The 25,177-nt window shown below is 59.0% G+C and carries 28 protein-coding genes; 18 read left to right on the forward strand and 10 right to left on the reverse strand.

What is annotated here, in order from left to right; genetic code table 11:
- Window positions 1-18 precede the first annotated feature (18 nt).
- Both rfaE2 and mfd read left to right on the forward strand, forming a co-directional pair.
- Window positions 19-492, forward strand: a complete 474-nt coding sequence (gene rfaE2 / locus M017_RS0115450; protein WP_031499032.1) for a D-glycero-beta-D-manno-heptose 1-phosphate adenylyltransferase — start codon at window positions 19-21, stop codon at window positions 490-492.
- Window positions 489-3,872: a transcription-repair coupling factor gene (mfd, locus tag M017_RS0115455; RefSeq protein WP_238325913.1), complete on the forward strand. Its 3,384-nt coding sequence runs from the start codon at window positions 489-491 to the stop codon at window positions 3,870-3,872. The genes rfaE2 and mfd overlap by 4 nt, the downstream gene beginning before the upstream one ends.
- Here mfd and M017_RS0115460 read toward each other — a convergent pair.
- Both M017_RS0115460 and M017_RS0115465 read right to left on the reverse strand, forming a co-directional pair.
- Entirely contained in the window at window positions 3,822-5,729 is a 1,908-nt protein-coding gene (locus M017_RS0115460) for a transglutaminase TgpA family protein (protein ID WP_031499034.1), read from the reverse strand. The genes mfd and M017_RS0115460 overlap by 51 nt on opposite strands.
- Window positions 5,707-6,021: a hypothetical protein gene (locus M017_RS0115465; protein WP_155121433.1), complete on the reverse strand. Its 315-nt coding sequence runs from the start codon at window positions 6,019-6,021 to the stop codon at window positions 5,707-5,709. Before M017_RS0115465 ends, M017_RS0115460 begins: the two co-directional genes overlap by 23 nt.
- Before the next feature lie 79 nt (window positions 6,022-6,100).
- On the opposite strand from M017_RS0115465, the gene M017_RS29365 reads away from it, so the two are divergent.
- From M017_RS29365 to rdgB, 3 genes are read left to right on the forward strand one after another with little or no spacing between them, the layout of a single operon-like run.
- Window positions 6,101-6,265, forward strand: coding sequence for a hypothetical protein (locus M017_RS29365; protein WP_155121434.1), 165 nt, complete (start codon window positions 6,101-6,103; stop codon window positions 6,263-6,265).
- The gene (gene rph, locus M017_RS29370) at window positions 6,262-6,987 is read left to right on the forward strand and encodes a ribonuclease PH (protein ID WP_031499036.1); all 726 of its coding nucleotides are present in this window, start codon (window positions 6,262-6,264) and stop codon (window positions 6,985-6,987) included. The genes M017_RS29365 and rph overlap by 4 nt, the downstream gene beginning before the upstream one ends.
- Window positions 6,962-7,537 carry an RdgB/HAM1 family non-canonical purine NTP pyrophosphatase gene (rdgB, locus tag M017_RS29375; RefSeq protein ID WP_031499037.1) on the forward strand — a complete coding sequence of 192 codons (576 nt, stop codon included), beginning with the start codon at window positions 6,962-6,964 and terminating at the stop codon, window positions 7,535-7,537. Before rph ends, rdgB begins: the two co-directional genes overlap by 26 nt.
- Here rdgB and M017_RS0115485 read toward each other — a convergent pair.
- Window positions 7,491-8,021, reverse strand: a complete 531-nt coding sequence (locus M017_RS0115485; RefSeq protein WP_035957830.1) for an NUDIX hydrolase — start codon at window positions 8,019-8,021, stop codon at window positions 7,491-7,493. The two genes, rdgB and M017_RS0115485, sit on opposite strands and share 47 nt — an antisense overlap.
- A 29-nt stretch (window positions 8,022-8,050) precedes the next feature.
- Here M017_RS0115485 and M017_RS0115490 point away from each other — a divergent pair, with 29 nt between their 5' ends.
- Window positions 8,051-8,848, forward strand: coding sequence for a hypothetical protein (locus M017_RS0115490; protein WP_031499039.1), 798 nt, complete (start codon window positions 8,051-8,053; stop codon window positions 8,846-8,848).
- 8 nt (window positions 8,849-8,856) lie between these two features.
- On the opposite strand, the gene polX is transcribed toward M017_RS0115490, so the two are convergent.
- Both polX and M017_RS0115500 read right to left on the reverse strand, forming a co-directional pair.
- Window positions 8,857-10,602 carry a DNA polymerase/3'-5' exonuclease PolX gene (gene polX, locus M017_RS0115495; RefSeq protein ID WP_031499040.1) on the reverse strand — a complete coding sequence of 582 codons (1,746 nt, stop codon included), beginning with the start codon at window positions 10,600-10,602 and terminating at the stop codon, window positions 8,857-8,859.
- Complete coding sequence (locus M017_RS0115500; RefSeq protein WP_031499041.1) at window positions 10,602-11,489, reverse strand: cation diffusion facilitator family transporter; 888 nt, start codon at window positions 11,487-11,489, stop codon at window positions 10,602-10,604. The genes polX and M017_RS0115500 overlap by 1 nt, the downstream gene beginning before the upstream one ends.
- A gap of 102 nt (window positions 11,490-11,591) precedes the next feature.
- Here M017_RS0115500 and hfq point away from each other — a divergent pair, with 102 nt between their 5' ends.
- Genes hfq through pgsA form a run of 3 tightly spaced genes read left to right on the forward strand, consistent with a single transcriptional unit; the run spans window position 11,592 to window position 13,838 of the window.
- Complete coding sequence (gene hfq / locus M017_RS0115505) at window positions 11,592-11,879, forward strand: RNA chaperone Hfq (protein WP_051670619.1); 288 nt, start codon at window positions 11,592-11,594, stop codon at window positions 11,877-11,879.
- The gene (gene hflX, locus M017_RS0115510) at window positions 11,880-13,169 is read left to right on the forward strand and encodes a GTPase HflX (protein ID WP_051670168.1); all 1,290 of its coding nucleotides are present in this window, start codon (window positions 11,880-11,882) and stop codon (window positions 13,167-13,169) included. It begins immediately after the preceding gene.
- A gap of 15 nt (window positions 13,170-13,184) precedes the next feature.
- On the forward strand, window positions 13,185-13,838 hold the full coding sequence (gene pgsA, locus M017_RS0115515; protein ID WP_035957831.1) for a CDP-diacylglycerol--glycerol-3-phosphate 3-phosphatidyltransferase: 654 nt from the start codon (window positions 13,185-13,187) through the stop codon (window positions 13,836-13,838).
- On the opposite strand, the gene M017_RS0115520 is transcribed toward pgsA, so the two are convergent.
- Window positions 13,788-14,819: a helix-turn-helix domain-containing protein gene (locus M017_RS0115520; RefSeq protein ID WP_238325915.1), complete on the reverse strand. Its 1,032-nt coding sequence runs from the start codon at window positions 14,817-14,819 to the stop codon at window positions 13,788-13,790. The genes pgsA and M017_RS0115520 overlap by 51 nt on opposite strands.
- Between M017_RS0115520 and M017_RS0115525 the strand changes: the two genes are divergently transcribed.
- The 6 genes from M017_RS0115525 to M017_RS0115550 all read left to right on the forward strand — a co-directional run bounded on the left by M017_RS0115525 (window position 14,761) and on the right by M017_RS0115550 (window position 19,679).
- On the forward strand, window positions 14,761-15,804 hold the full coding sequence (locus M017_RS0115525) for a glycosyltransferase family 2 protein (protein WP_035957832.1): 1,044 nt from the start codon (window positions 14,761-14,763) through the stop codon (window positions 15,802-15,804). The genes M017_RS0115520 and M017_RS0115525 overlap by 59 nt on opposite strands.
- A 99-nt stretch (window positions 15,805-15,903) precedes the next feature.
- A complete protein-coding gene (locus M017_RS0115530; protein ID WP_162179942.1) occupies window positions 15,904-16,818 on the forward strand; it encodes a class I SAM-dependent methyltransferase in 915 nt (304 codons plus the stop codon).
- A complete protein-coding gene (locus M017_RS27785) occupies window positions 16,815-17,507 on the forward strand; it encodes a class I SAM-dependent methyltransferase (RefSeq protein WP_051670170.1) in 693 nt (230 codons plus the stop codon). The genes M017_RS0115530 and M017_RS27785 overlap by 4 nt, the downstream gene beginning before the upstream one ends.
- A complete protein-coding gene (locus M017_RS27790; protein WP_051670172.1) occupies window positions 17,504-17,917 on the forward strand; it encodes a cupin domain-containing protein in 414 nt (137 codons plus the stop codon). The genes M017_RS27785 and M017_RS27790 overlap by 4 nt, the downstream gene beginning before the upstream one ends.
- 52 nt (window positions 17,918-17,969) lie before the next feature.
- Window positions 17,970-18,344 carry a hypothetical protein gene (locus tag M017_RS0115545; protein ID WP_031499050.1) on the forward strand — a complete coding sequence of 125 codons (375 nt, stop codon included), beginning with the start codon at window positions 17,970-17,972 and terminating at the stop codon, window positions 18,342-18,344.
- Window positions 18,345-18,395: 51 nt separating this feature from the next.
- Window positions 18,396-19,679, forward strand: coding sequence for an aminotransferase class V-fold PLP-dependent enzyme (locus M017_RS0115550; RefSeq protein ID WP_238325916.1), 1,284 nt, complete (start codon window positions 18,396-18,398; stop codon window positions 19,677-19,679).
- 179 nt (window positions 19,680-19,858) lie between these two features.
- Here M017_RS0115550 and M017_RS30275 read toward each other — a convergent pair whose 3' ends face one another.
- Entirely contained in the window at window positions 19,859-20,068 is a 210-nt protein-coding gene (locus M017_RS30275) for a hypothetical protein (protein WP_238325917.1), read from the reverse strand.
- Window positions 20,069-20,231: 163 nt separating this feature from the next.
- Here M017_RS30275 and M017_RS26735 point away from each other — a divergent pair, with 163 nt between their 5' ends.
- The 3 genes from M017_RS26735 (at window position 20,232) to M017_RS0115565 (ending at window position 22,353) form a co-directional block, all read left to right on the forward strand.
- Window positions 20,232-21,134, forward strand: coding sequence for a penicillin-binding transpeptidase domain-containing protein (locus tag M017_RS26735; RefSeq protein ID WP_238325918.1), 903 nt, complete (start codon window positions 20,232-20,234; stop codon window positions 21,132-21,134).
- A 90-nt stretch (window positions 21,135-21,224) separates the two neighbouring features.
- Window positions 21,225-21,971, forward strand: coding sequence for a sulfite exporter TauE/SafE family protein (locus M017_RS0115560; RefSeq protein WP_051670178.1), 747 nt, complete (start codon window positions 21,225-21,227; stop codon window positions 21,969-21,971).
- Between the two features lie 4 nt (window positions 21,972-21,975).
- Entirely contained in the window at window positions 21,976-22,353 is a 378-nt protein-coding gene (locus M017_RS0115565) for an RNA-binding S4 domain-containing protein (RefSeq protein ID WP_031499054.1), read from the forward strand.
- On the opposite strand, the gene cas6 is transcribed toward M017_RS0115565, so the two are convergent.
- The 3 genes from cas6 to M017_RS0115580 are packed head-to-tail and all read right to left on the reverse strand — an operon-like array spanning window position 22,331 to window position 25,167.
- Complete coding sequence (cas6, locus tag M017_RS27795; protein WP_031499055.1) at window positions 22,331-23,080, reverse strand: CRISPR system precrRNA processing endoribonuclease RAMP protein Cas6; 750 nt, start codon at window positions 23,078-23,080, stop codon at window positions 22,331-22,333. The two genes, M017_RS0115565 and cas6, sit on opposite strands and share 23 nt — an antisense overlap.
- Window positions 23,081-23,084: 4 nt before the next feature.
- Window positions 23,085-24,284 (reverse strand): type II secretion system F family protein, encoded by a 1,200-nt coding sequence (locus M017_RS0115575; protein ID WP_031499056.1) that lies wholly within the window; start codon window positions 24,282-24,284, stop codon window positions 23,085-23,087.
- Window positions 24,285-24,336: 52 nt separating this feature from the next.
- Window positions 24,337-25,167, reverse strand: coding sequence for a hypothetical protein (locus M017_RS0115580; protein ID WP_162179943.1), 831 nt, complete (start codon window positions 25,165-25,167; stop codon window positions 24,337-24,339).
- Window positions 25,168-25,177: the final 10 nt, after the last annotated feature.

The following is a 25,177-nucleotide window of genomic DNA, read 5'->3' on the forward strand; positions in this document are numbered from 1 at the left end:
CTAAGAGTGTACCTACCTATGTCCCAACTCTATTCCCGCACGGATCTTGTCGCCCAGCGCGCGCAGTGGCGCGCGGATGGTAAGCGCGTCGTGTTTACAAACGGTTGCTATGACATCCTGCATCCGGGACACATTCGCTTGCTGGAGGCGGCGCGTTCGCTCGGTGACATCCTGATTCTGGCTCTGAATACCGACGCCAGCGTGCAGCGCATCAAGGGGCCCTCGCGTCCCATCCTGTCCCAGGACGAACGCGCCGCCCTGGCCGCTACTCTCGATGCGGTGGACGCCGTTACCTTTTTCGATGAGGACACCCCGCGCGAGCTGATTGCCGCCGTCCTGCCGGACTTCCTGGTCAAAGGCGCTGACTGGAGCCATTTCATTGCGGGTAGGGAAGAGGTGGAAGCGGCTGGAGGTCAGGTGGTGGCCGTCCCGCTCGAACCGGGCTTTTCCACCACCAATCTGGTGCAGCAGATTCTGGATCGCAAGCAGTGATCGCCGATCTTCTGCAGAGCATTGCCGCCAAGCCGGACTTCCGCGATCTGCTGGCCCGGCTCGAAGGTGAGGATGCGCACACCCTCTCGCTGGGCGGCCTGACGCTGGCGGCCAAGGGGCTGGCAATTGCGCTCCTTTGGCATCGCACCGGCAAGAACATGTTGGTGCTGACGGATGGCAATCGTGAGGCCGAAACGCTGCTTGAGGCAGTGAATACCTTTCTCACCATCCTGCTGCCGAATGACGGCAACGCCCGCGCGCAGATCATTCCGGCTCTCGATGTCTTGCCGCACCAGAAGCTGACCCCGCACTCGGAGATTCTCGAACAGCGGGCGATCGGCCTTTGGAAGCTGTCGACGAATCGCGCGCCGATCACGCTCGCGCCGGTAGCGAGTGCGATGTTGCGCGTGGCCGCGCCCAGCTTCTACCGGCAACTGGTCCTCACACTGAAGGAAAACGAAGAGGTCTCTCTCGACGACCTCTCACTGCATCTGCGCAACATCGGCTACGAACAGAGCGAGCCGGTTTCGATGGTCGGCGAGTTTTCCATCCGTGGTGGCATTGTCGACATCTTTCCGGCCGAGGCCGAAAAGCCGGTACGCCTCGAATTCTTTGGCGATGCGATCGAGACCATCCGCCGCTTTGATGTCGATACGCAGCGCAGCGTCGCGCGTGTGCCCGAAGTGCGCATTCTGCCGCTCATCGAAACCCGTACCGATACGGATGGCCCTCGCGAATTTAGCCTGCTGAATCTGGTGGGCAACGGTCTGCTCCTATGGGATGAGCCCGAGCAGGTGCGCGCCTCGGCGGAGCGCTTCTGGAAGCGCCTCGACGACGGGGCGGGCGAGGTGGACCCGGACGAACATTACTTCCACTTTGGCGAACTGGCCTCACATGGCGCGAACCTCATGCGCGAGATTGAGCTACGCGAGTTGGCGCTTGAGGTGGGCAACCATTCCTTTGAGTTGGGCTCGCGCCCTGGCATCACGTTCCGGGGCAATATCCGGCTGGCGGTGGAAGAGTCTCGCACGCTCGTGCAGAGCGGTTTTGAAGTCGTCTTCTTCGCCAAATCGCTTGGGGAAGTGGAACGCTTTGCCGATGTCTTCAGCGAGTACAAGGTGCCGTATCAGGTGCTGTTGCCGCCGGATGAGGCGATGCCGCAGTACCTCGCCGATCGCGTCTATGTGGGCGCGGCTTCGCACATCTATCTGATCAAGGGGCGGCTCACGCGTGGTGCGGTGTTCCGCGACCCGAAGCTCGCTCTGTTTGGCAGCGATGATCTCTTTGAATCTTCCGATACCGTTGCCCGCTCCAACCAGCGCGGGCCGGTCACCTCGATGGGGGCCTTTGCCGCCGACATTGCAGACCTGAAGGTGGGCGATTTTGTTGTCCACCAGACGCACGGCGTCGGCAAGTTCCTTGGCATCAAGGTCATCAACCAGGGCGAAGGTAATGGCGAATTCCTGCTGCTCGAATACTCGGGCGAGAGCAAGCTGTATGTGCCGGTCACCCGCCTCGATCTGATCTCGAAGTATCGCAGCGGCGGGGGCGAAACAAAGGCTCCGCTCGACAGGCTGGGCGGTGTCACCTGGCAAAAGACGAAGTCCCGCGTCAAGGCAAAGATGCGCGACATGGCCGACGAGCTGCTGAAGCTCTACGCCCAGCGGCGCATGGCAGAAGGCTTTGCCTTCTCTCCCGATTCCAACTGGCAGCGTGAGTTTGAAGACTCCTTCGAGTACAACGCCACCAAGGACCAGGTGGCCGCTGTGCGTGACATCAAGCGCGACATGGAAAGCGAAACCGCAATGGACCGTCTGGTGGTGGGCGACGTCGGCTTTGGCAAGACGGAAGTCGCGATGCGTGCGGCCTTCAAAGCACTTGGCGACGGCAAACAAGTGGCTGTGCTTGCGCCCACGACAGTACTTGCCTTCCAGCATTTTGAAAGCTTCAAGCGCCGCTTTGCTTCCTTCCCGGTGCGCATTGAACACCTCAGTCGTTTCCGCAACCCGAAGGAATCCAAGCAAGTCATCGAAGACATGGACAACGGCAAGGTGGACATCCTTATCGGCACCCATCGCATCCTGTCCAAAGACATTCGCTTCCCCGATCTTGGCTTGCTGATTGTCGATGAAGAACAGCGCTTTGGGGTCGCCCACAAGGAGCGCCTCAAGCAACTGAAGAAGAATGTCGACGTGCTGACGCTGTCGGCCACGCCGATTCCGCGCACGCTGCACATGTCGCTGGTGGGCATCCGCGATCTGAGCGTGATCGAGACGCCGCCCAAGGACCGTCTGGCGGTGCACACCGTGGTTGCGAAGTTCGACCAACAGGTGATCAAGACTGCGATCGAACAGGAGATCGCCCGCGGTGGCATGGTTTACTTTGTGCACAACCGTGTCGAATCGATCTACGAGCGCGCCTTCTCAATCCAGGAACTGGTTCCCGGCGTGCGTGTCGGTGTCGGCCATGGCCAGATGGTGGATGAAGAGTTGGAGCGCGTACTGCTGGGCTTCATGAAGCACGAGTTCGATGTTTTCGTCTGCACCACGATTGTCGAGAACGGTCTGGACATTCCACTGGCCAATACGATCATCATCGAGAACGCGCAAAACTATGGCCTCAGCGAGCTATACCAGTTGCGCGGCCGCGTCGGGCGCTCGAATCGCCGCGCCTATGCGTACTTGCTGGTTCCGACCGATACGGAGTTGACCGAGGTGGCGCGCAAGCGTCTGGCGGCCTTGAAGGAGTTCTCCGATCTGGGCGCCGGCTTTAAGATTGCCGCGCTCGATCTCGAACTGCGTGGAGCAGGCAGCCTGCTGGGCGGCGAGCAAAGCGGTCACATCAACGCGGTTGGCTTCGACATGTACATCCGCATGCTCGAAGAGGCGGTGCAGGAGATGAAGGGCATCGAGGTGCCGCTCGAGATCCATTCGACGCTGAACCTTGGCTTCGAGATCCGGATCCCCACGAGCTACATTCCCGAAGACAACCAGCGCCTGCGGGCTTACAAGAAGATTGCCGATGCGAAGAGCCGCGAGGTGGCCAACGAGTTGGTGGCCGAGTTTGCCGATCGCTACGGTCCGGTGCCGCCCGATGTGCGGCTGCTGGTCGACTTCGGCCAGGCAAAGAATCTCGCGCAGCAGGTGGGTGTCGAGAGTGTGGAGCGGCGTCAGGGCATCTTCCAGATCAAGTTCCACGAGAAGGCGAAGATCGATCCGCAAAAGCTGATGGAGTACATCCAGCGGGAACCGGGTGCTTCGTTCTCTCCCACAGGAATTCTGCGGGCGGGCAACACCACGGGCGCAAGTCCCGAGGCGATTGTCGACGCGCTACACGCGCTTCTCGACGAACTCCGCTACAAGCCGCTTGAGCCTCGATAGCGCCTGCGGGTCTTGGGCGAAACGGGCCCGCTCGTAGAGCTCGACAATTTCGTTACGGCCCACTTCGCGCGCCGTCTGGCCGGGGGCTTGCTTCGCCTTGGCGGCGTTGAGGTAGCGGCGATAGAGCACCGTTGCCTCATTCGTGGGGCTGCCTTTCGCTGGCTTCAGGAACCACAGCAGGGGGAGCAGGGCCAACAACGCCCAACGCCAATCCGCCTGGAATTGCGGGAGCGTCGGGCGTTTCAATCCGGCGGCTCCGCCCATCCATTCCTCGCTCATCACCACAAAGCGATCCTGCATCTTCAGCAGCCACTGCAGCGTCGCTGAGATGCGCGGCTCATTGCTGCCTACCGGGGTGGGATCGAATACCACCCAGCCCTTGCCGTCGATCCAGACCTCCACCCAGCTATGGGCGCTCGAGCTTCGAATGACGTACCAGGGGCCAATCGGATCGGGCAATCGGGAATAGAAACCAGTCACCACCCGCGCCGGAATGTGTAGCGTGCGCAGCATCACGGCCATCGCGCTGGCAAAGTATTCACAATGTCCGGCCCGGGTGTTGAATAGAAAGTCATAGAGCGGATCGGTGCTCCCGATTCCCGATTCGAGCGTATAGCCAAAGCTGTTTCGCAGGTAGTTCTCGATCTGCACCGCGGCCTGATACGGAGATTGCTTTCCACCGACGGAGAGCTGCGCTAACTCGCGGATCTTCGGATGGACCACAGGGAGCTTGGTATAGCGGGTCCGGCGTTCCGGGCTGAGCGTGGCAATCAGATCGGAGGATGTCGCGTGGCGCTCGGGGCTCATCCAACCGGAAAGCGAATAGGCGGGCAGTTTGGACTCGAGTGAGATCTGCCGGAGCGTCGATTCGCCATTGGTGCGCAAACGGCCTTCCGGCAAATAAACATACTCGGGGACACCGGCGCTGAACAGGACACGGTCCATGGCGGCCAGCGTTTGCACTTCAAAAAAGAGGCGCTCGCCCGGACGCCGCCGCTGCTCATCGCTTGCGATGGTTGTTTTGCCGTACTGCGGGGATTCGCTCCACTGCTCCGAGGCGTTCGACCAGGTGGTGCCATTGAAGTCGCCGAGCGCCACCCCGCGCCAGCGAAGCACTGCAGGCACGGTGCCCTGTAAAAAGCGCACGCGAAAGGCTGGCGTGCGGTCATCTTGCAGCTTGCCGATTTCCCCGAGCCGCACCGAACCGGAGAATCCGACCAGACGGCGGAAGGGTTGGAAATCGAACTGGAAGGCGGCGATCGGATTGCGCGGCAGCAGCAGGTATAAAGCAATCGAGAATACCGAGATTCCGATGATCATCAAAACGCCAAAACTCGCCAGTGGGCGCATCAGGGCCCAACCGTCGAGGCCGAGCCATTCCGGATTCGCCTCCCGGTTGCGCCGGAGCTCATTGAGCGATTGCACCAAGAGAAACCAGGCAAAGAGCCCGGCGAGGATAAACCACTGTTGCGGGCCGCTTGAGGGAAACAGCGACGCCATCATGATCCAGATGCAATAGCTGGAGACCGCCGCAAAGTCACGGCCGGTCTGCGCGCTGAGCAGAAAGACCATCAGGATGGCGAGTAGAAAGTCTTTGACATTCAGGGCGGCAAAAGAGCGGAAAAAGAACCAGTAGACCGGCGCGCCTGCCGCGACGGCTACCAGCAGCGCACAGCCTCCGTTGGTGGACAGCGTAAAGCCTGCCAGGCGCGCTAGCGCCACCAGGATGCAAAGCGCGAGCGTGGGCCAGGGGAGGCCGTCCGTCATCGAGACCAGCGAAAGCGTGCCCGCAATGAGCACGTAGATCGCGAATTCCTGGATGCGCGGCAGCGCGCTAGAGGGAGTTTTCCAAGGCACGGCTGAAGTCCATCACCAGTTCCCGTTGCGGATGCGGGCTGCGCACGACGATAAAGAGATTTCGCTTCATCGAGGGCGAATCGCCCGGGGCACGCTTCCACAATTGGGTGCATTCGAGAGCGGCCGCATCGCTGCGCAGTTCAAAAATGTCTGCCTCGACGTCGATAGGCCCAGCATAGCGAGCCCGGCGGGCCTGCTTCAACCCAAGGCGCTGCATCCATTCGGGGGCTGCGGTCTCCTCGGACGTAGTTAGCGTCCAGCCGCCGGCGACGCTTTTAGGGATTTCAAGCACCGGTGTCTGTGTACCGCAGGAAAAGAAAAGTAGGGCCAGAAGGGGGATCAGATAAAGCATGGGATAGCATCGAGATTGTATGGCAAAGTTGAAGCCGTCGCGTGGCGGATTGAAAAAAGCGGAGCCGGAGAAGATCACTCCGAAGTCGTTCGTCAGGGCGATCCCCTGTCTTTTCATCTTATTGATCGCAGTTGGACTCATGTCGCTCCTGTTCTATGCAACCCTCACGGGAGTGAAGAAGTGACGCGCCTCGACGGACGGCAGGCCGCTCAATTGCGGCCGGTGAAGCTGACAACCGACTATCTGCTGACGGCGGAAGGTTCGGTGGTCATTGAAGTAGGGCATACGCGGGTGTTGTGTGCGGCGACTCTTGAGGACGGTGTCCCCGGTTTCCTGCGCGGCAAGGGCAGTGGCTGGGTTACCGCCGAATATTCCATGCTGCCACGGGCCACCATCAGCCGTACTGCCCGCGAGGTTGTGAAGGGCCGCCAATCGGGCCGCACCCTCGAAATCCAGCGCCTCATCGGCCGTTCGCTGCGCGCTGTCATGGACATGAGTGCTCTCGGCGAAAGAACGTTGACACTCGATTGTGACGTTCTGCAGGCTGACGGGGGTACGCGCACCGCGGCAATTACTGGCGCCTATGTCGCGATGTCCATTGCCGTCGGCAAGCTGCTGAAGGCAGGCGTCTTGAAGAAGCAGCCCATCCGCGATGCGGTAGCCGCCACCAGCGTCGGCATTGTCAAAGGCGTGCCGGTTCTCGATCTGTGTTACGAAGAGGATTCCGCCGCCGACGTCGACATGAACCTGGTGATGACCGGGTCAGGCAAGTTCATCGAACTGCAGGCCACTGCCGAGCAGATTCCTTTTGACGACCCGCAACTTGCCGACTTGATCACTCTTGCCCGCAACGGAATTTCGGAACTGATCGGATTGCAGCATGAAGCTCTATCTCGCCACCTCTAACCCGGGCAAGATCCGGGAGTTCACTGGCATCGATGTCGAAATGATGCCCGGTCTGAAGGCCCTGCCGCTAGCCCCTGAGACCGGCGACACCTTTGAGGCGAATGCGATCGAGAAGGCGCTGTACTACGGCGCTCACGTCGATGGCTGGCTGATCGCCGAAGATTCCGGTCTTGAAATCGATGTGCTGGGTGGCGCTCCCGGCGTCCATTCGGCACGTTGGGCGGGCGATGATGAGGCGAACAACCAGAAGTTGGTCCGCGAGATGGCCGGGCAACCCCTACGGACGGCCCGCTACGTCTGTGTCATTGCGCTGGTGCACGGCACTACGGTGCTGGGGACTTTCCGGGGCACTGTCGAAGGCGAAATCCTCGACGCCCCTCGCGGGGAAGGTGGATTCGGCTATGATCCGTACTTTCTCTACCCGCCCTTTGGTCAGACTTTTGCCGAGATCCCGAAGGAACGAAAGTCGGAAGTGAGCCATCGCGGCGCCGCAATCCGCTTGCTTAGCGCTTGGTTGCGTGAAAACGCTTCCAGGCCAGATACCCGATGAGCGTCTTGCCATCCTCAATCTTGAGTGTGCGGATGAGCTCATCCATTTCCTTCGAGCTGAACCATTTGGCTTCGATCCGCTCATCCTCCATCGGAGTGGCGACGCCGGCCTTGAGATCGGTGGCCAGATAGAGATTCATCTTCTCGGCTAGAAACCCGGGGCTCGCGTAATAGGACGCGAGCTTTGTCCACGATTTCGCTTTATACCCCGTCTCCTCCATCAACTCGCGTTTGGCCGCCTGTAACGCGTTCTCTCCGGCATCAATCTTACCCGCAGGGAGTTCCCAAAGGCTTTTGCCTGCGGGGAGACGAAACTGACGTACTAGTAGAACCCGCTTCTTCCCGTCGACCACGAGGATGACTGCAGAACCGGGATGGTGCACAATTGCCCGTTTGATTTCGAAACCGTCTGGGTCCTTGGCAACGTCTTCTGTCACATTGAAGAGGCTACAGTGATATTTCTCTTCTGAAGAGACTAATTTCATATATTTAGGATGCCCGATAGAGGAAGAACATGCGACGACTCATTTGGTTGATCTGCGTTAGCTGCCTCTGGGGAGAGGATGAGCTGGAAAGCAACCGCGAACGCATTCGCGTGTCGCTGACCAAGCTGTTGCATCGCGAGAAAACCAAGGCCGATCTTCTCTACGTTCGCCGTTTGGAAAAGAGAGAGCTGGGCCCGAATGGCGAAGTGAAATCGAGCACGGTGAATGTAACGCGCCGGGACCCGTGGGAAGAACAAGTTGTCGTGCGGCTCTTGAGCAAAGACGACAAGCCTCTGCCACCGGAGGAAGTCCAGAAACAGGAAGAACGGCTCCGCAAGCTGGTGGCGGAATATCGTAAGAATCCACCCGAGTCGAAGATGGAAGAAGCCGCATGGTTGACGGAGATGCCGGATGCTCTCGATTTCCAGTGTGTGGGCACGGAGCAACACAAAGGCCGCAAAACCGACATCTATGCCTTCACCCCGAAGGCGGGTTACAAGGCCAAGCATGCACGGGCAAGAGCTTTTGAAAAGATCAACGGCAAGGTTTGGATCGACGATCTGGACAATGAAGTCACCCGGCTTGAGGTCTTTGTCTTCGATACGATCAACATCGGATTTGGCATGCTCGGCAAGGTGGAAAAGGGCACCAACTACGAGATGAGCCGCAAGAAATGGGATGCTGGCCTCTGGTATGAAGAGTGGCAGCGGGTTCGTTTCGACGTCCGGGTGATGATGGTCAAGACGATCCGCCAGGAGATTGAAACCAGATGGTCGAATCTCAAAGTGCGGCCCCCTGTCAAAGCGCTCGGAGGTGGCGGCCTCTAGCGTTGATCCTAGGCTAGCCTGGCCGCCCGGGCTTGGCGAATAGTCTTCTCAAAGTCGGCCCGGGCTTGCGTATTGATGACGTCTGCTTTCTCCAGCCAACCCCGGCGCGCCATCTGTACGCCATACTTCATGTTCTGGAAGCTCCGGACGTGATGCGCATCGGTTGAGATGGTGAAGCGGCAGCCGCGCGATTTCGCCGCACGGATCAGCGCTGCATGCAGATCGAGGCGCTCCGGGCTGGCGTTGATTTCGAGGTAAACGCCCTTCTCGGCCGCCTTGGCCGCCACCTTCTCAAAGGCATAGTGATAGGCATCGCGATGCAGCAGCACGCGCCCGGTCGGGTGGCCAATTGTATGGATGTAGGGGTTCTCGAGCGCCGCCAGCAGCCGGTCTGTCATCGCCTGTTCATCGAGATTCATGTGGCTATGAACACTGGCGACGACGAAGTCGAGTGCGGCGAGCGCCTCGTTCTCGAGGTCCATCTTGCCGTTTTTCAAGATGTCGCACTCCAGACCTGAAAATACCTTGAGTCCGAACTCTTCAATCTCAATGCCGCGCACCATCCGCGCAAAATCGATCGCTCGCTTCTCATCGAGTCCGTTTGCCATCGCCAGGGCCTTCGAGTGGTCTGTGATGACGATGTACTCGTGCCCGTAGGCCTTGGCTGCCTGGGCCATCTCCTCGAGCGTGCCGCGTCCGTCAGACTCGCGCGTGTGCATATGCAGGTCGCCACGGATGTCATGCACTTCGAGCAATACAGGTAACGTGTTCTTTTCGGCCGCCTCGATCTCGCCTGTGTTCTCTCGCAATTCCGGTGGAATGTAGGCGAGCCCCAGCGCCTGGTAGATCTCCGCTTCCGTTGCGCTCGCAATCACCTCTCCATTGCTCTCTCTCGACAGGGAATACTCATTGAGCGTGTAGCCCAAGCGAATCGCTCTCGTTCTGAGGTTAACGTTGTGCTCCTTGGAGCCGGTGAAGTACTGCATCGCCGCGCCGAAGCTCGACTCGGGCAGCGCCCGCACGTCCACCTGGATGCCTTCCACTCCGACTCGTGCCGAGGCCTTGTTTTCGCCCTTCGCCAGCAGCTCATCCACCTTGCCCCATCTGGCAAACACTTCCAGCGACTCGAGTGCATTCTCGCCTGCTACCAGGATGTCGACGTCGCCGATGGTTTCCTTGCCCCGCCGTACACTGCCCGCTGGGCTGATGCTGGTAATGCCGGGAATACTCGCAAAGAGATCCTTCACTTCATTTGCCGTCTCCGTGGCGAAGTCGATGAGGAAGCGCCCGGCGCTGCGCCGGTACTGCGCAATCGACTTGAGAATCTTCTCCTCGAGTTTTGCTCCCATGCGGGGAAGATCACGCAGCTTTTGTTCACGGCAAATGCGTTCGAGATCGTCGATGGTCGACACCCGGAACTGCTCGATCAGCACGGCAATACTCTTCGGCCCGAGCCCCTGAATTTTCAGCAATTCGAGGGAAGTCGGCGGGTACTTCTCCAGCATTTCGTCGCGGCGTTCAAAGCTGCCTCGGGCTGCGATCTCGGCGAGCACCGCGGCGATGCCTTTTCCAATGCCAGGAATGTCGGTTACCTTGCGTGTTGTGTCCGCCAGAATCGCGAGGACGGAATCGGGATACCCTTCAATCGCCTTTGCGGCATTGCGATAACTCCGGATCCGGAAGCCATCTTCTGCGGCGATCTCCATCAGGTCGGCGGTCTCATCAAGGAGCTTGGCGATGTGGATGTTGTCCATTAGTTTTTATTCTGCTCTGGAGCGGGTTCAATGTGAATCAGGACGTCGGCCACCCAGGGAATCGACTGCCGAATTGCGCTGCGGACTTTGCCGCTGATCGTGTGTGCGCTGTCCACGGTGATGTCCGGCTGCACCTCCAGATGCAGGTCGACGTGGTACTGCAAACCCGTCTTGCGGGCCCGGCACTTCTCGATGCCCAGAGCGCCGGGGACGCTGAGGGCGCAGGCGCGGATCTCGGCCAGCACTTCGGCGGATGGCATCGTATCGAGCAATTCCCAGCTCGAATCGCGCAGCACCTTAAAGCCGAGCACGATGACCAGCGCGGCGATGAGAATGCTCCCTACCGAATCGGCATGCGGGAAGCGTTGGGGCTGCCAATAGTTCAGCGCGACGGCGCAAATGGCGACCACACCCGACAACACGTCCAGCCAGTCGTTCGCCGCGTCGGCCTCGAGCGCAGCGGAAAGAAAGCGCCGCGCCGCCCGCATTTTCCAGCGGGCTAAAAACAGCTTCACTCCAATCGAGAAAAAGACGGTTACGAGCGCCAACGGACGGGGGATCGATTGCGGTTGCTGCAGATGCAGAATCGTTTGCCAGCCGAGAATGGCGCCGCTGGTAATGAGAAAGGCTCCGATCGCTTGCCCTGCCAGAATCTCCACCCGCCCATGGCCATAGGGGTGATTCTCGTCGGCGGGTTCTGCGGAGAATCGGAGTCCCAGCCAGAGGATCACCGACGCGACCACATCCCCGGCACTCTCAATGCCGTCCGCAATCACGGCGAGCGAATTTGCCCAATACCCGACGCTGATCTTGAGGGTGGCAAGACAGAGCCCGGCAACCACGCTGACGCGTGCAATCCGAAGTGCCAATGGGGTGTCTGGAGCCATGCCAAGTCCAGTTTAGCCGGGCAGCTTGGAGGGTATGCTGTTGTACAATCGTCCTTATTGGCTGAAACGTTGAACAGCGAAAAAAAAGATAGAGGCGACGAGATGGAAAAGCTGGCACAACAGCAAAATATACAAGAGGCTTTCCTCAATAACGCCCGCAAAGATAAGACTTACTTGACGATTTACCTGATGAGCGGGGTGAAGCTCTCAGGCCGGATCAAAAGCTTTGACAAATACTCTGTGGTGCTTGAGGCGAACAACCAGGAACAATTGATTTTCAAGCATGCGATTTCGACAGTAGTGGTGTCTAAGACTGGGCATTCTGTGCCTCATTCCAACACCAATGTGAGCAGTCCCCCGCCCATTCCGGTGGAATCAAACGGAAACTAATTGAGCGAGATTGTAATTCTTGCCGGCGCTCACTTGCGCAAGCAGAAAGATTCTTCGAATCCTCTGACGGAACTCTCCGTTGAGGAATCGTTGAATGAGCTGCATGCACTTGCCGAGAGCGCAGGGGCACAGGTGGCAGGCCGGCTCACACAAACACGGGAGCAGGCCGACCGCACCACTTTGATTGGCGCCGGTAAGGTGGCCGAGCTTCTGGCTTTTGCCGAAGGTGTGAATGCTCACACTGTCATTTTCGACGGCGAACTGACACCTACCCAACAAAGAAATCTAGAGCGCGAACTGGGGCGAAAAGTAGTAGATCGCACTCAGTTAATTCTCGACCTCTTTGCGGCGCGCGCCCGGACGCGCGAAGGCAAGTTACAGGTGGAGCTGGCGCAGCTCAATTACCTGATGCCGCGCCTTGCGGGCCGTGGTGTCATGATGACCCGGCAGGGCGGCGGGATCGGAACCCGCGGTCCAGGTGAGACGCAGCTCGAAAGCGATCGCCGCAAGATCAACGGGCGCATCAAGAACATCAAGCAGGATCTCTCGAAGGTCCGTAGCGGGCGCGGCATCCAACGCAAGCAGCGCCAGAGCGTGCCGCTTGAGACCGTGGCCCTGGTGGGCTACACGAACGCAGGCAAGAGCACTCTCTTCAATCGCCTGACGAACGCTGCTGTGCTGGCGGACGCGAAAATGTTTGCCACCCTCGACCCAACGGTTCGCCACATTGTTCTGCCTTCCAAACGGAAGATCCTGTTGAGCGACACCGTCGGCTTCATCCGCCGCCTGCCCACCACGCTGGTGGAATCCTTCCGCGCGACACTCGAAGAAGTGGTGGAAGCAAAGTTACTGCTGCATGTCGTTGATGCTTCGAGTCCGCACGCCACTTCTTATGTGGAGCACGTGCATCATGTGCTGAAAGAGATTGGTGCTGAAGGCACACGGCAGATCTTGGTGTTGAACAAAGCCGATCTGGTGAAGGATGCTTCTGAGCAAGTGGCGCAAGGGCGCCGCGTGTTGCAGGACGCCAACGCCGAGGTGATCGCCGTAAGTGCCTGGGATGGTTCTGGAATCGAAAAGCTGCTTGCCGCGATGGATCGCGAGATGCAGATGGACCCTGTCGAGTGGATGCGTTTGCGCATCCCAGCCAGCGAAGGTGGCCCTCTCCATCTCGTGCATGAACGTACCAAGGTTCTCTCCAAGCAGGAGGTTGACGAGTGGGTTGAGTTTGAAGTGGAAGTTCCAGCGAGCGTGCGCGGCCGCCTGGTCCAATTCGAATTGATATCCTGAGGGCAGTTTTCCCGCTTGAATCTGCCTAACCTATTAACGCTGGCCCGGATCTTCTTTGTGCCACTGGTGGTTGCTGCCCTGGTCCAGGAGCGCCGTGTCTATGTCGTCGACTTACCCGGCCTCAGCTTTGAGATGGGGAATGAGATGCTGGCGCTGGCGATCTTTCTCGTGGCGGCCCTCACCGATATGCTCGATGGCTATCTGGCACGCAAGTGGCGTCAGATCACCACCCTTGGCATGTTGCTTGATCCTATCGCGGATAAGCTACTCATTTCTGCCTCGCTCATCGCGTTGGTGGAGGTGAAAGCGGTTCCTGCCTGGATGGTGATTCTGATCATTGGCCGCGACTTTGCGATCAGTGGCTTGCGCAGCATTGCGCTCAGCGAGGGATATCTGATCCCGGCAAGCGATCTTGGAAAGTCGAAGATGGTGCTGCAGGTTGCTGGCGTGGGTCTTGCGATGGCGGGCCTTCGCTCCCCGGAATTCCACAATGCGGGGATCCTGGCCATGTGGGCTGCGGTCATCTTCACGATCGTCTCGGCCATCGACTATGCGCGCCAGTTCTGGCGGCAGATCGATATCAGCACAAAACGCCGGAGACGGCGTGAATTGCTGCTCTTAGAACGAACCCGGCGCAGAAGCACCCGGGGAACCGTTACCGGTGGTTGAAGACGGTTCTGCTGGCGGCGCCTTCGGCTTGAACTTCCAACCTTCGCTATTGATCAGCAGCGTCTTCACTTCGCCTTTGTTTCCGATATGCAGCAACTGGCCGTTGTAGATGACGTCCAGAGTGCCGGCATTCCCGATGATGATCTCAGCCATGCGGGCATTGATCGAGCGTTCCTGGCCTGCGTCGAGGGTGCCGCCAAAGGTCTTGGCTCCATCGGAAGTGATGCGAATCCAGGTAGTCTCCTTCGCGCGCAGGGTCAGGTTGAATTGTCCTTCCGCCGGTTTGGCCGTCACAGGCTGCTGGGGGGCCTGGGGCACTGGTTCTGGGGGCTTGGGAGCTTCCGTCTGCGCTGTCTGCACCACGGGCGGCGCAGCAGTCTTAGGCGCGGGCTGCTCGGCAACGGGAGCCGCACTCGCCGCTACTGTCGCCGTGCCTGTTGCTGCCGGGAAATTTCTCCAGGCGAAGTATCCTCCGCAGGCCACAATAATCACAGTGGCAAACGCGATCCAGGCTTTGGATAATCCGGGCTCCTGCGCATCCCGCATCGGTTTGTCCTTCAGCGATTCGCGCAATGCACTGATCTGTGGATCCCGTGCGACAGACAATGAGGTCGATGAGGAGGCGGCAATAGGTGCGGCAGCCTCAAAACTGGGGACGGAACTCACCAGCGAAATCATCTTCTCCGTCTCATCCGGATCCCAGCCGATGTACTTCGAATATTGGCGCACGAACGCGCGGTAGAAGAACTCTCCAGGTAAGGACGCCAAGTCGTCCGCCTCGATCGCTTCCAGGTATCGCTGGGCGATTCGAGTATCCTCGGCAATCTTCTGAATGCCGATCTTCTGCCGCTCCCGTTCTAAGCGCAGCTTCACGCCCAAGCTTTGCATGTGCTTTGCGGTGTCTTCCTTACCGCTATAATACATGAGTTTGTCGAGGACAAGTCTCCATCCCGCAGTGAGTGTGATTGTTGTTAACTTCAATCGCGTGAGCCTGTTACGCGATTGTCTTCAATCGCTCGCCAGACAGGAGGGGGTAAGCTGCGAGTGGATCGTGGTCGACAATGGCTCAAGCGATGGAAGCGCCGAGATGGTGGAGCAGGAATTTCCCGACGCGATCTTGATCCGCAACCGCGAAAATCTTGGTTTTTGCGCTGCCAATAATCAGGGAATTCAGGCGGCTCGCGCCGAGTTTGTCGCCTTACTCAACAACGATGCCGTCGCTGAGCCGCAATGGCTTTACGAACTGCTTGAGGAGACGCGCTTCTCCCCGATGGTGGGGATGGTGGCCTCGAAAATCCTGGTGGCGGGGCGCCCCGGTGTGATCGACAAGGTGGGGCATGGCATCTATTGGGATGGACAGAACCGGGGCCGTGGGAGTGGGCAGGTGGATTGCGGACAGTTTGATACACAGCGCGAGATCCTCTGGCCCGATGGTTGCGCGGCGCTGTACCGGAAGTCGATGTTGGACGAGATCGGCGCCTTTGACGAAGACTTCTTTGCCTATGCTGACGATGCAGACCTCGGGATGCGAGCCCGCTGTGCGGGGTGGCGAGCCCGCTATGCGCCTTGGGCGGTTGTCCATCACCACCGCGGCGCCACGATGGGCAAGCTGAATCCCAAACGGATTGCGCTGATTGAGCGCAATCGAGTTTGGCTGGCCGTCAAGCATTTTCCCCTCTGGCTCTTGCTCTTGAATCCCTTCTTTTACGGGCTGAGGGTGTTGTCTGGAGTGGTGGCCGGGCTGACTGGGAAAGGAGAGGCCGGACAGGCAAGAGGAATTCGCGCGAAAATGGAGCTTGGATTGGCGCTGCTGGCTGCCGACTGGGCCGCGCTCCGTGGCCTCCCGTCCATGTGGCGTAAACGGCGGGCATGGCGAACCCGGCGCCGCTTGAGCGACAAAGAAGTCGTAGCGCTGATGCGTCAGCATCTGTTGACTTTGGACGAACTCAGCAAGAATGTCGCCTGAAAGAAGATTATCCCCATCTCGAACGAAACAGCAGCCTTGATTGATACCCATCACGATGCGCGGGAAGAGAATGCATGCGGCGCCTGTGGCTCGTCGGAAATGCGAACGCTCTTTCATGCCACCGATCGCCTGTATCACACCACCAACAAAAGTTTCCTCGTTGTAGAATGCCAGCGCTGCCGGCTCATTCGCCTCTACCCGAAGCCGAAGCCCGAAGAACTTTCCACTTACTATCCCAGCAACTATTGGCACAGCGACGAGGGCAGCAAGATCAATGCGCTCGAGCAGTTCTACCGGCGCCTGGTCTCTCTCGATCACACCCGTTTTCTGGAGCGGGCGATTCGCGATGCCGGTGGCAATGGTCTGGTCATGGATGTGGGGTGTGGCGGTGCGTTGCTCCTGCGGATGTTGCGGGAAAACGGCCATCAGGTGCTGGGCTTGGATTATTCGCTCGACGCTGCCTCCATTGCCTGGAAGCAGAACGGGGTTCCCGCTTTCTGCGGAACTCTGTCACAGGCTCCTCTGCGTGACGAAAGCGTCTCGGTGCTGAGCATGTTCCACGTGCTCGAGCACCTATACGAACCGGCTGAGTATTTGCGGATGGCTCATCGTCTGCTCAAGCCCGATGGGCGGCTGGTCATCCAGGTGCCAAACGCGGCAAGCTGGCAGTTTCTGCTCTTCGGCGAGAATTGGAATGGCATCGACGTGCCTCGTCACTTGTACAATTTCCGGTTGAGCGACATCAATGTGCTCCTCGATGGAGCTGGTTTCGAGCCGGTCCGCTACAAGCACTTCTCCTTGCGTGACAATCCCGCAGGCTTCTCCATCTCGCTGGCTCCTGGCCTCGACCCGATGGCCCGCCGCATCCGCAAGATTGTCGAAACTCCCGCCGAACGTCTCTTCAAGAATCTCGTGCATCTGGGACTCATGGTGATCGCATTGCCGTTCTCCGCCGTGGAGGCCTTGTGCCATGTCGGCAGCACCGTGATAGTGGAAGCCCGGAAAAAGAAATGAGCTATGACGGGCTGCGGAAGTTGGTTCCGGGTTGGCTGCGGCGCGAAGTCTTTCATTTCGAAGAACGGATTGTGGCAGAGATCTCCCGTTTCTCCGCGAGTCTGGCTCCGGGGGCAAAGGTACTGGATGCCGGGGCAGGGGAGGGGCAGTACCGCAACTACTTTCGCCAGCAGCGATATGTGGGGGTCGATCTCGGCATTGGGGATGTCGATTGGAATTACGAAGGATTGGATTGCATTGCCGATCTGCTGCAACTTCCTTTGCGCGACCAGTCCTTTGACGCCTTAGTCAGTGTGGTGACTCTGGAGCATGTGACCGACCCCTCGCTTGTCATCGCCGAAATGTCGCGGGTGGCCCGGCCTGGGGCCAGTCTGTTTCTTGTCGTTCCACACGAGTGGGAGGTGCATCAGCACCCGCATGACTACTGGCGCTTCACGCGCTTTGGCGTCGCCCTCTTGCTCGACAGGCAGGGATGGGAGATCCTGAGCATCGAGCCCGGCGGCGGCTTCTTCCGATTGCTCTCGCGGCGATTGATGAATGGGCTGCAGTTCGCCCCATCGTGGTTGATGCCCCTGCTCGCGGTCTTCGTCGTGCCTGTGGCACTGGTGCTCGGCGGCATGGATGGCTTGGATCGCCGAAGAGATTTTACAGTGGGATACATTTGTTGGGCAAAGAGGAAAACAAAATGAGCAAAGATTCAAGACGGAACTTTTTACCGGGCCTGCTGGCTCCGATGGCGCTGCTGGGTGCGGAGGGAAAGAAGCTTCCCGATTTCACCTGGAACGCCGGTGAAGCGAAGGTCGAAAAGGAAAGCTTTGGCACGCACAATAAGTACTTTGAAGGCTCCACCGATCAGTTGAAGTTGCTGGTTGCTGGCAGTGTTGTGCTCAATCCCGGCGCCACGCCGCATCCGCCGCATAAGCACGAAGAAGAAGAGATCATGCTGATCACCGAGGGCACCGGAATCATCGGCGTCAAAGGAAAAGATAAAAAGGTCGGCCCCGGCACGATGATGTATTGCGCCGCGAACCAGTTGCACGACATCCGCAACACCGGCAAAACTCCGCTCACGTTTTACTACTACAAGTGGAAGGCTTAGCCCGTTGCTGCTTTGCTGAGAATTTTTGTGGCTTGCGCGCACTCCTACACTGATGAAACTCGCGGGCCTGCTGATTGCTCTGGTGTGCGCGCTGGCGCAAGACAAGCCACCCTTCGGCGTCACTCTTCCCCCGAAGGCGCCTGCGCCGCCATCCCCTGCTGTTAAAGAGCAGAAGGACGCGCTGCGGAAGCAGATCGCAGACCTCAAGATAAGGTCCTTTGAACTGCAGCAGCAGGTGGAGCTTCTTGAGAAGCAATTGAAGGATGTGGAAGAGGTGGAGTCCGCGCAAGCGGCAGCTTCCTTTGTCACCTCGCAGGCCGCACCAGCGAAGTTCCGCTGCGCCGGCCACACCAAAGACGGCAAGCGCTGCACCCGGATGGCGGAGGCAGGCAAGCGTTTCTGCTGGCAACATAAAACCTCGCACTAGCTTGCACTCTTCTTTCACCCCGTTCTACATTTGTCCATGGATCGCAGAGACTTGTTTCGCGCTGCCGGCTTGGCCGCAGCAGCTTTCTCGAGCGACGCCCTTCCCCGTCTCGAGGCCGCGTTAGCAGCACAAAGTGGCAAACCAGCCGACTCCCTGGCTGGTGATGAAGACTTCTGGTTCCAGGTTCGGCACATGTTCAGCGTCGACCGGAACATCATCAACCTCAACAATGGTGGCGTTTCCCCAGCACCGAAGATCGTGATGGAGAGTGAGAAGCGCTATCTGGAAATTTCGAACATGGGGCCCGCGCACTTCATGTGGAAGATCCTTGGCCCTGAGCTGGAGACGGTGCGCCGGCGTATCGCGCAAAACTTTGGCGTCGATCCGGAAGAGATCGCCATCACCCGCAACGCGAGCGAAGCGCTCGAGATCGTCCAGATGGGCATGGACCTGAAGCGGGGCGACGAGATCCTCACCACCAATCAGGATTACGGCCGCATGATCACCACCTGGCAGCAGCGCGAGCGCCGTGACGGATTGCTGCTCAAGCAGATTTCCTTTCCAGTTCCTGCCCCCTCGCTGGCCGACCTGGCACAGCGAGTGGAGCGCGCCGTGACTCCTAAAACCAAGGTCATCCACATCTGCCATGTGACGAACCGGACCGGGCAGATTTTCCCGGTGAAGGCGATTTGCGCGATGGCCAAGGCGCGCGGCATTGAAGTGGTGGTCGATGGCGCACACGCCTTCGGGCAGTTTCCCTTCAAGCAGAAAGATCTGGGTTGCGACTACTACGGCACCAGCCTCCACAAGTGGATCCTCGCTCCCATCGGTACTGGCTTTCTCTATGTGAAGAAGGAAAAGATCGGCAAGATTTGGCCTCTGATGGCCGCGCCTCCTGCGATGGACAACGACATCCGCAAGTTCGAAGAGATTGGCACTCACCCGGCGAGCCAGCGGAACTCGATCACGGAGGCGATTACCTTTCACGAGAGCATCGGCGCGGAACGCAAAGCGGCTCGTTTCCGCTATCTGCGAAAGCGCTGGCAAGCCCGTCTTCGCGGATTGCCCGGTGTCACCATGCACACAAGCGATGACCCGGAAATGAGCTGTGCGATCGGCACTGTCGGCTTCGCCGGCTTCAGTATGCCGAAGCTTGCGGAATACTTGATGGAAAAGCACAAGATCATGGTGGTTCCAATTGTCACCGGCGCGGAGTACAGCGGTTTGCGCGTTACGCCCAATGTCTACACAACGATCGAGGAGGTCGACACCTTCGCCGAGGTGATGGAAGGAATCGTGAAAAAAGGACCAATCGCACTTGGACTCGGTGTGTAAAAAATGCTTGACACTGTCTATGGAATCTCATAGATTGCGTTAAGCACTAATCTTTTGTTAAGGTTGGATGTCGGGCACAGCTGTCCCTGTGTGACGGCGATCAATTCAAAAAGCAGCAGACCTGCGGTATTGTTTTCTCCCAATCCGCCGATAGGTCTGAATAAGGACGGCATGGTCTCTTACAGAGTTGTATTTTCTGCACTGCTGGCAATCATAATCGCTGCCTCGCCTCGTGTTACCGAGGCTGCAGTCGCGAAGAAGACGATAGCGAAGCGAACCAATGCTACATCCAAGACAGGTGTAGCAAAGACTTCAGTGAAGAAAGCTCGTTCTACGAGCGCATCGAGAACGGCGTCAAAAGACGTCCCCCTGAGAAAGGCTTCTTTCACAAAGGCCTCTACAAAGAAAGCTCCAGCTTCTCGCTACCGGCAGCGTACGAATCCTTACGCTGGATTCTGGACGGTTCCTAATTTTGCGGACTCCACCGAAGGCGATGTCATTGATGGAGAAGACCTCACGATCCGTCGTGCAGCCGTCGAAGCATTGAATGGAATGAACGGTTCCGTCGTGGTGGTGGAACCCTCCTCGGGCCGCATTCTGAGCATGGTCAATCAGAAGCTTGCTCTGCAGAATGGCTTCCAGCCCTGCTCGACAGTCAAGATTCTGGCCAGCGTTGCTGGTGTGATGGAAGGCGAGTACACGCGGGATAAGGTGCTCCGCGTCGGTGGCCGTGGCGGCATGGATATGACCGAAGCGCTCGCTCGCAGCAACAATCCTTATTTCGCCTCCATCGGGAAGAAGCTCGGCTACGAAACGATTTCGCGTTACGCGAAGCTCCTCGGCTTTGGCGAAACCGCCGGTCTCAATATTCCTGGGGAGCAGCCTGGGATCTGGCCCGACAAAGAAGTCTCGAGCGGCATTGGCATGATGACCAGCTTTGGCGATGGCATTGCCCTCACCCCCCTGCAATTGGCTTCAATTCTGACAACGGTCGCCAATGGGGGCACGATGTACTACCTCCAATATCCGCGCAGCCAGGCGGAGATCGAGAACTTTGTCCCGCAGGTGCGCCGCCGCTTAGAGAAGTTCGCTCCTGTGATCGAAGAGATTCGTCCCGGTATGCAAGGTGCGATCAACTTCGGCTCTGCCCGCCGCGCTGGTTATGAAGAACATGAGCCGATCTTCGGCAAGACGGGTACTTGCACGCACTTCGATCACAAGACCCATCTTGGCTGGTTTGGCAGCTTCAATGAGGTTGGGGATCGCAAGCTTGTTGTTGTGGTCCTGCTTACTGGCGGCAAGCTGGTGAGCGGTCCGGTGGCGAGTGGTGTTGCCGGCAACTTGTTCCGCAAGTTGAATGAAGGTCGCTACTTTGCTTCCAATCCCGCTCCGGTTGCTTCCAGCTCCGTTGTGGCTAGCGATGCTGCGCCCTCAGCATACTCCCCAGAAAACTAAACACAACATCGATCAGAATCTCAATCATGAGAATGCAAAATGCGCCCGGGTGGACAGCCTGGGCGCATTTTGCATTGCATCCTAAACCCAGTGTTTGAGCATTTCGCCATCTATCCGTTGGGTGTGTTGATTGGAATTTGTCTCGGTGCGCTGGGCAGCGGAGGTGCGATTCTCTCTCTTCCCAGTCTGGTGTATGTTGCCGGGCTCCCGGTCAAACAGGCCATCGGGGTCTCGCAGTTCGTAGTCGGGTGCGCGTCTTTGATCGGCGCCTTGCTGCAATGGCGGCAAGGCAATCTCCGCTGGCGGCAGGCTGTCTATTTTGGACTTGCCGGTCTGCCTGCCACTCGCTTCGGTGCTCTTGTCTCGGAGCAGTTGGACTCCACAGTGCTCATGAGTAGTTTTGCGGTGGTTGTCATCGTTTCCGGAATCCGCCTGTTTTGGAGCTCCGGCGAAACGACTGCGGGCCGGGAGCGCTTCCTGATCTCCCTATTGGCCGGGGCTGGCGTTGGCTTTCTGACAGGCTTGCTCGGGGTTGGGGGCGGTTTTCTCCTGGTGCCGGCGCTCATTGCTTTTGGCGGCCTCGATGTGCGGCGCGCTACGGGCACAGCATTGCCTGTCATCGCTGCCAATGGCCTGAGTGGTGCGGCGCAGAATCCGGATCACTGGAACGCGGTGCTCGGACTCGCTATGGCCTTTCTCGCCGCGACTCTGCTGGGCACCTTCTTTGGTCTGCGCCTGGCTCGGGGGATGAGCGAACTGAGACTACAGCGTTTCCTCAGCCTCCTCCTGATCGCACTCGGAATCCTGGTGGGTACGCTGAATCTCATAGGAAAATGAAGAGATGACGCGTGTGCGCATGGACAAATGGCTCTGGGCCGCCCGATTCTTTAAGACTCGCGCCCTGGCCGTCAAGGCTTGCGAGATCAACCGGATCGATTGCAATGGGCAGCCTGCAAAGGCTTCGCGCGAGGTGAAGGTGGGCGACCTGCTGCGGATCAAGATTGAATCCGGGGAATGGACCGTCGAAGTATTGGGCTTGAGCGAAATGCGCGGCCCGGCTTCTGTGGCGCAAACCCTCTTTGCCGAAACAGAAGAGAGCAAAGTGGCCCGCTCCAAGTTGGCGGAAGAGCGGAAGTCGATGCTGCACTTTGAGGCGGAGCGGGAAGGCCGGCCTTCCAAGCGCGACCGTCGCGACCTCAGCCGTCTCCGAGGACGCTAATCCGAATCTCGCCCTTGCCCCACACCGTCTGTCTTCCGACCCCGGTCCAGCTTCCGGCTTCAAGATACGGCAGAAACTCTCCCAACTCGCCTTCATACACGGCCGAACCGACGAAGCCACCGAGCGGATGAGCCTGTCCCGTCCGCCGGCTGCTGCGGCTGCGATCGACATGGGAAATCTGACAGTCCAGCAGCCGCACCCCTGCTGCCCGCGCCGCCATCCCCGAAAAGTCGATCTCCAGGGCGCCTGTTCCATAGAGCGCCCGGAGCGTGCTCACCCGGTCCCGCAAGCGTGCGAATAGCGGCCCAAACTCAGGCTGTTCCGCATTCTTCAATTCGGTCGGACTGAGAAAATCCACCCGCACACGCTGCACACTGCGGGATGGCAAAAGACTGAGCCGAAATTGCTCCATCGGAAATTCCGCAAACGCGGCCGCGAGTTTCAAATCAAACACATGAACGGTGAACTCCAATGGGGTCCCGGCTGGAAAGCTCTTCCCGTCGAGTTGCGAAGTTCGCAGCACATAGGCGCGCGGTGGATCTGCGAGCCCGCTCGGGCCCTCGCTTCGCCGGGGCGGGGCAAACAGGCGCTCAAACAGCGCATACTGCTTCTCAAAGAGAGTGCGTCCAAACTGGCCTCGAATCAGATTTGCTGCTCCAAAGGCTGGAAAACGAATGTCCCGATGGGTCAACAGGCTCATCCGCGCGACAAAGAACTCAAAGTCCAAGGTGTTAGCTCAAGCTATCGGCCAAGCTGAAGATGGGCAGGTACAGCGCGATCAGCACGAAGGCGACAAAGGTACCCATGAAGATCATGATTACCGGTTCGATCAGGCTCAGCACGGCGGCCAGCTTGTTCTGCACATCTTCTTCATAGAACTCGGCGACGCTGCCCAGCATGGTCGGCAATGCGCCGGTCGATTCGCCCACTTCCATCATGTCCACGGCGAGATCCGGAAAAATTCCGGTCTTCTTTAGCGAGTGCGACAGCGGCTGTCCTTCGCGCACCAACTGGCTCGCCTGGGCGAGCGCCTTGCGGATCAACACGCTCGACACTGATTCGCCCGCTGTGTGAATCGCCTGCAACAGTGGAATGCCGCCCACCAGCAAGGTGCTCAGCACGCGAGCCAGCTGGGCCACCTGGAATTTGGTCCAGATCTCACCGAAGAGCGGAAAGCGCATGGTGACCAGGTCAATGGTCTCCTGGGCGCGCTCGGTGCGGGACCAGAAATAGATGCCTGCCACCAGCCCCACCAGCCCCAGAAAGCCAAACAGAATGTAGCTGCTGGCCGTCGTGCTCACGGAAACGAGGATCTTCGTGGCCATCGGCAATTCTGCGTTCAGAGAACTGTACAGCTCCGAGAACTTCGGGACGACGAAGGTGATCAGGAAGACGATGAGGGCGAGCACCATCGAGAACAACAGCGCCGGGTAGATCAGCGAGGTGATCAGCTTCTTGCGTACGCTCAGGGCAAGCTTCTGGTAGTTGATGTAGCGGTCCATCACCTCGGCCAGGCTGCCGGCGCGCTCGCCTGCCATGATCGTTGTGATGTACATTGGCGGGAACATCCGCTGGCTCTGGAAGGCTGTGGAAAGCAAGGCGCCGGTCCGCACTTCATCGCGGACTGCTGTCAGCGGACCCCGCAGTTTGTCATCGGTCAGACGTTCGGCAAGCAGGTCCAGTGCTTTCAGGATCGGCAATCCAGCCTTGATCAGCGTGACAAACTGCTGATTCAGGATCAGGAACTTCTCCATATCGACGCCTTTGCCGCGTGCCCCTGGAGCCGCTCCGCCATTCTTTGCCGTCACGGAATACACCAGGAAACCGTCGCGCGTGAAGCGTTCGCGTACCTCGGCCTCATTCCTTGCCACCGCCGAGATCTGATGCACCTGCCCGCGCGCGTCCGCGTACTTGAGAGTAAATTCCGCCACTGCTACCCAGTATGACGATCCGCCCAGGCCATTCGTGCAGCCGCTTGTGAAACTAGGCCGCTCCCGCAGCCATGGCCATCTCCTCGACGGCTGTTCCCCGCAATAGCAATGCGGAGTCCTCTCCGCAGATACATTTCCCATGCTGGATCGAGCCCCGCCAGCCGGTCGCCATCCGCAGTACCGGTATGCGCAGCGCCTCCCAACTGGTGACCACCCACTCGCCACCGACCTCTTCCAACTCGACACTGGAACGATTCAGATGCATTCCTCGATGGCTCTCACATTCCCAGGCCAACAACTCTCCCTCCAACCCGAGCCACTGCTCGAACACAGGCACGCCCAGGCAGCGCCAGAGCATGTCGCGCTCCCCGGAGAGCATCCCACCCTCGACGACGCTTCCTAGGGCCACTACCGCCTCCGAGAGGCAGGGCAGGGAGACCGAGCCGTCCTCGACCAGTGCACACAGCCGCCGGAGCATCGGTGGGGGCGCTGCCAGCATTCCGATCCCGCTCCCGTCCAGGGTGGGGAGATCCTGATTCCGGATCTCGCGTCCTCCGCGCGGGAGGGCGAGTTTTACGCCGCCCACGGCCAGTTCTTTCGATTCGAGGGGCGCATGAAACTCCGGCCTGCGGCGATGCTTCTTCGGATTCTCGAACTGTGCCGGCGTATCGAGCACATCGCGTAAGGGCGTGATTCCAACTTCGTGCAGCGTTCCGGCCCCGAGTAGCGCCGCCGCTCGATGGGGCTTCGAATAATAGGGCGTCCCGAGAGCAGCGTTGACCAGCCTACGGAATTTCTCTTCTGGAGAAAGCGCGGGACTGCTGCGGGGAGAGAGCCGGCCTGCCCAAACTTGCATTGGCCGCACACGGAGTACAACTCGCATACGGAACAGA

Source organism: Bryobacter aggregatus MPL3, from assembly GCF_000702445.1.
In the GTDB taxonomy this organism is placed as follows: domain Bacteria; phylum Acidobacteriota; class Terriglobia; order Bryobacterales; family Bryobacteraceae; genus Bryobacter; species Bryobacter aggregatus.

Coding starts and splice junctions, on each gene's coding strand:
- M017_RS0115580 (WP_162179943.1), bottom strand. CDS start 25,167: ATGCGAGTTGTACTCCGTGTGCGGCCAATGCAAGTTTGGGCAGGCCGG.
- polX (WP_031499040.1), bottom strand. CDS start 10,602: ATGGACAACATCCACATCGCCAAGCTCCTTGATGAGACCGCCGACCTG.
- M017_RS0115485 (WP_035957830.1), bottom strand. CDS start 8,021: ATGAAATTAGTCTCTTCAGAAGAGAAATATCACTGTAGCCTCTTCAAT.
- M017_RS27785 (WP_051670170.1), top strand. CDS start 16,815: ATGAGCTATGACGGGCTGCGGAAGTTGGTTCCGGGTTGGCTGCGGCGC.
- M017_RS0115490 (WP_031499039.1), top strand. CDS start 8,051: ATGCGACGACTCATTTGGTTGATCTGCGTTAGCTGCCTCTGGGGAGAG.
- hfq (WP_051670619.1), top strand. CDS start 11,592: ATGGAAAAGCTGGCACAACAGCAAAATATACAAGAGGCTTTCCTCAAT.
- M017_RS0115525 (WP_035957832.1), top strand. CDS start 14,761: ATGAGTTTGTCGAGGACAAGTCTCCATCCCGCAGTGAGTGTGATTGTT.
- M017_RS0115565 (WP_031499054.1), top strand. CDS start 21,976: ATGACGCGTGTGCGCATGGACAAATGGCTCTGGGCCGCCCGATTCTTT.
- M017_RS0115545 (WP_031499050.1), top strand. CDS start 17,970: ATGAAACTCGCGGGCCTGCTGATTGCTCTGGTGTGCGCGCTGGCGCAA.
- M017_RS0115530 (WP_162179942.1), top strand. CDS start 15,904: ATGCGAACGCTCTTTCATGCCACCGATCGCCTGTATCACACCACCAAC.
- M017_RS27790 (WP_051670172.1), top strand. CDS start 17,504: ATGAGCAAAGATTCAAGACGGAACTTTTTACCGGGCCTGCTGGCTCCG.
- rdgB (WP_031499037.1), top strand. CDS start 6,962: ATGAAGCTCTATCTCGCCACCTCTAACCCGGGCAAGATCCGGGAGTTC.
- rfaE2 (WP_031499032.1), top strand. CDS start 19: ATGTCCCAACTCTATTCCCGCACGGATCTTGTCGCCCAGCGCGCGCAG.
- M017_RS29365 (WP_155121434.1), top strand. CDS start 6,101: ATGGCAAAGTTGAAGCCGTCGCGTGGCGGATTGAAAAAAGCGGAGCCG.
- M017_RS0115500 (WP_031499041.1), bottom strand. CDS start 11,489: ATGGCTCCAGACACCCCATTGGCACTTCGGATTGCACGCGTCAGCGTG.
- M017_RS26735 (WP_238325918.1), top strand. CDS start 20,232: ATGAACGGTTCCGTCGTGGTGGTGGAACCCTCCTCGGGCCGCATTCTG.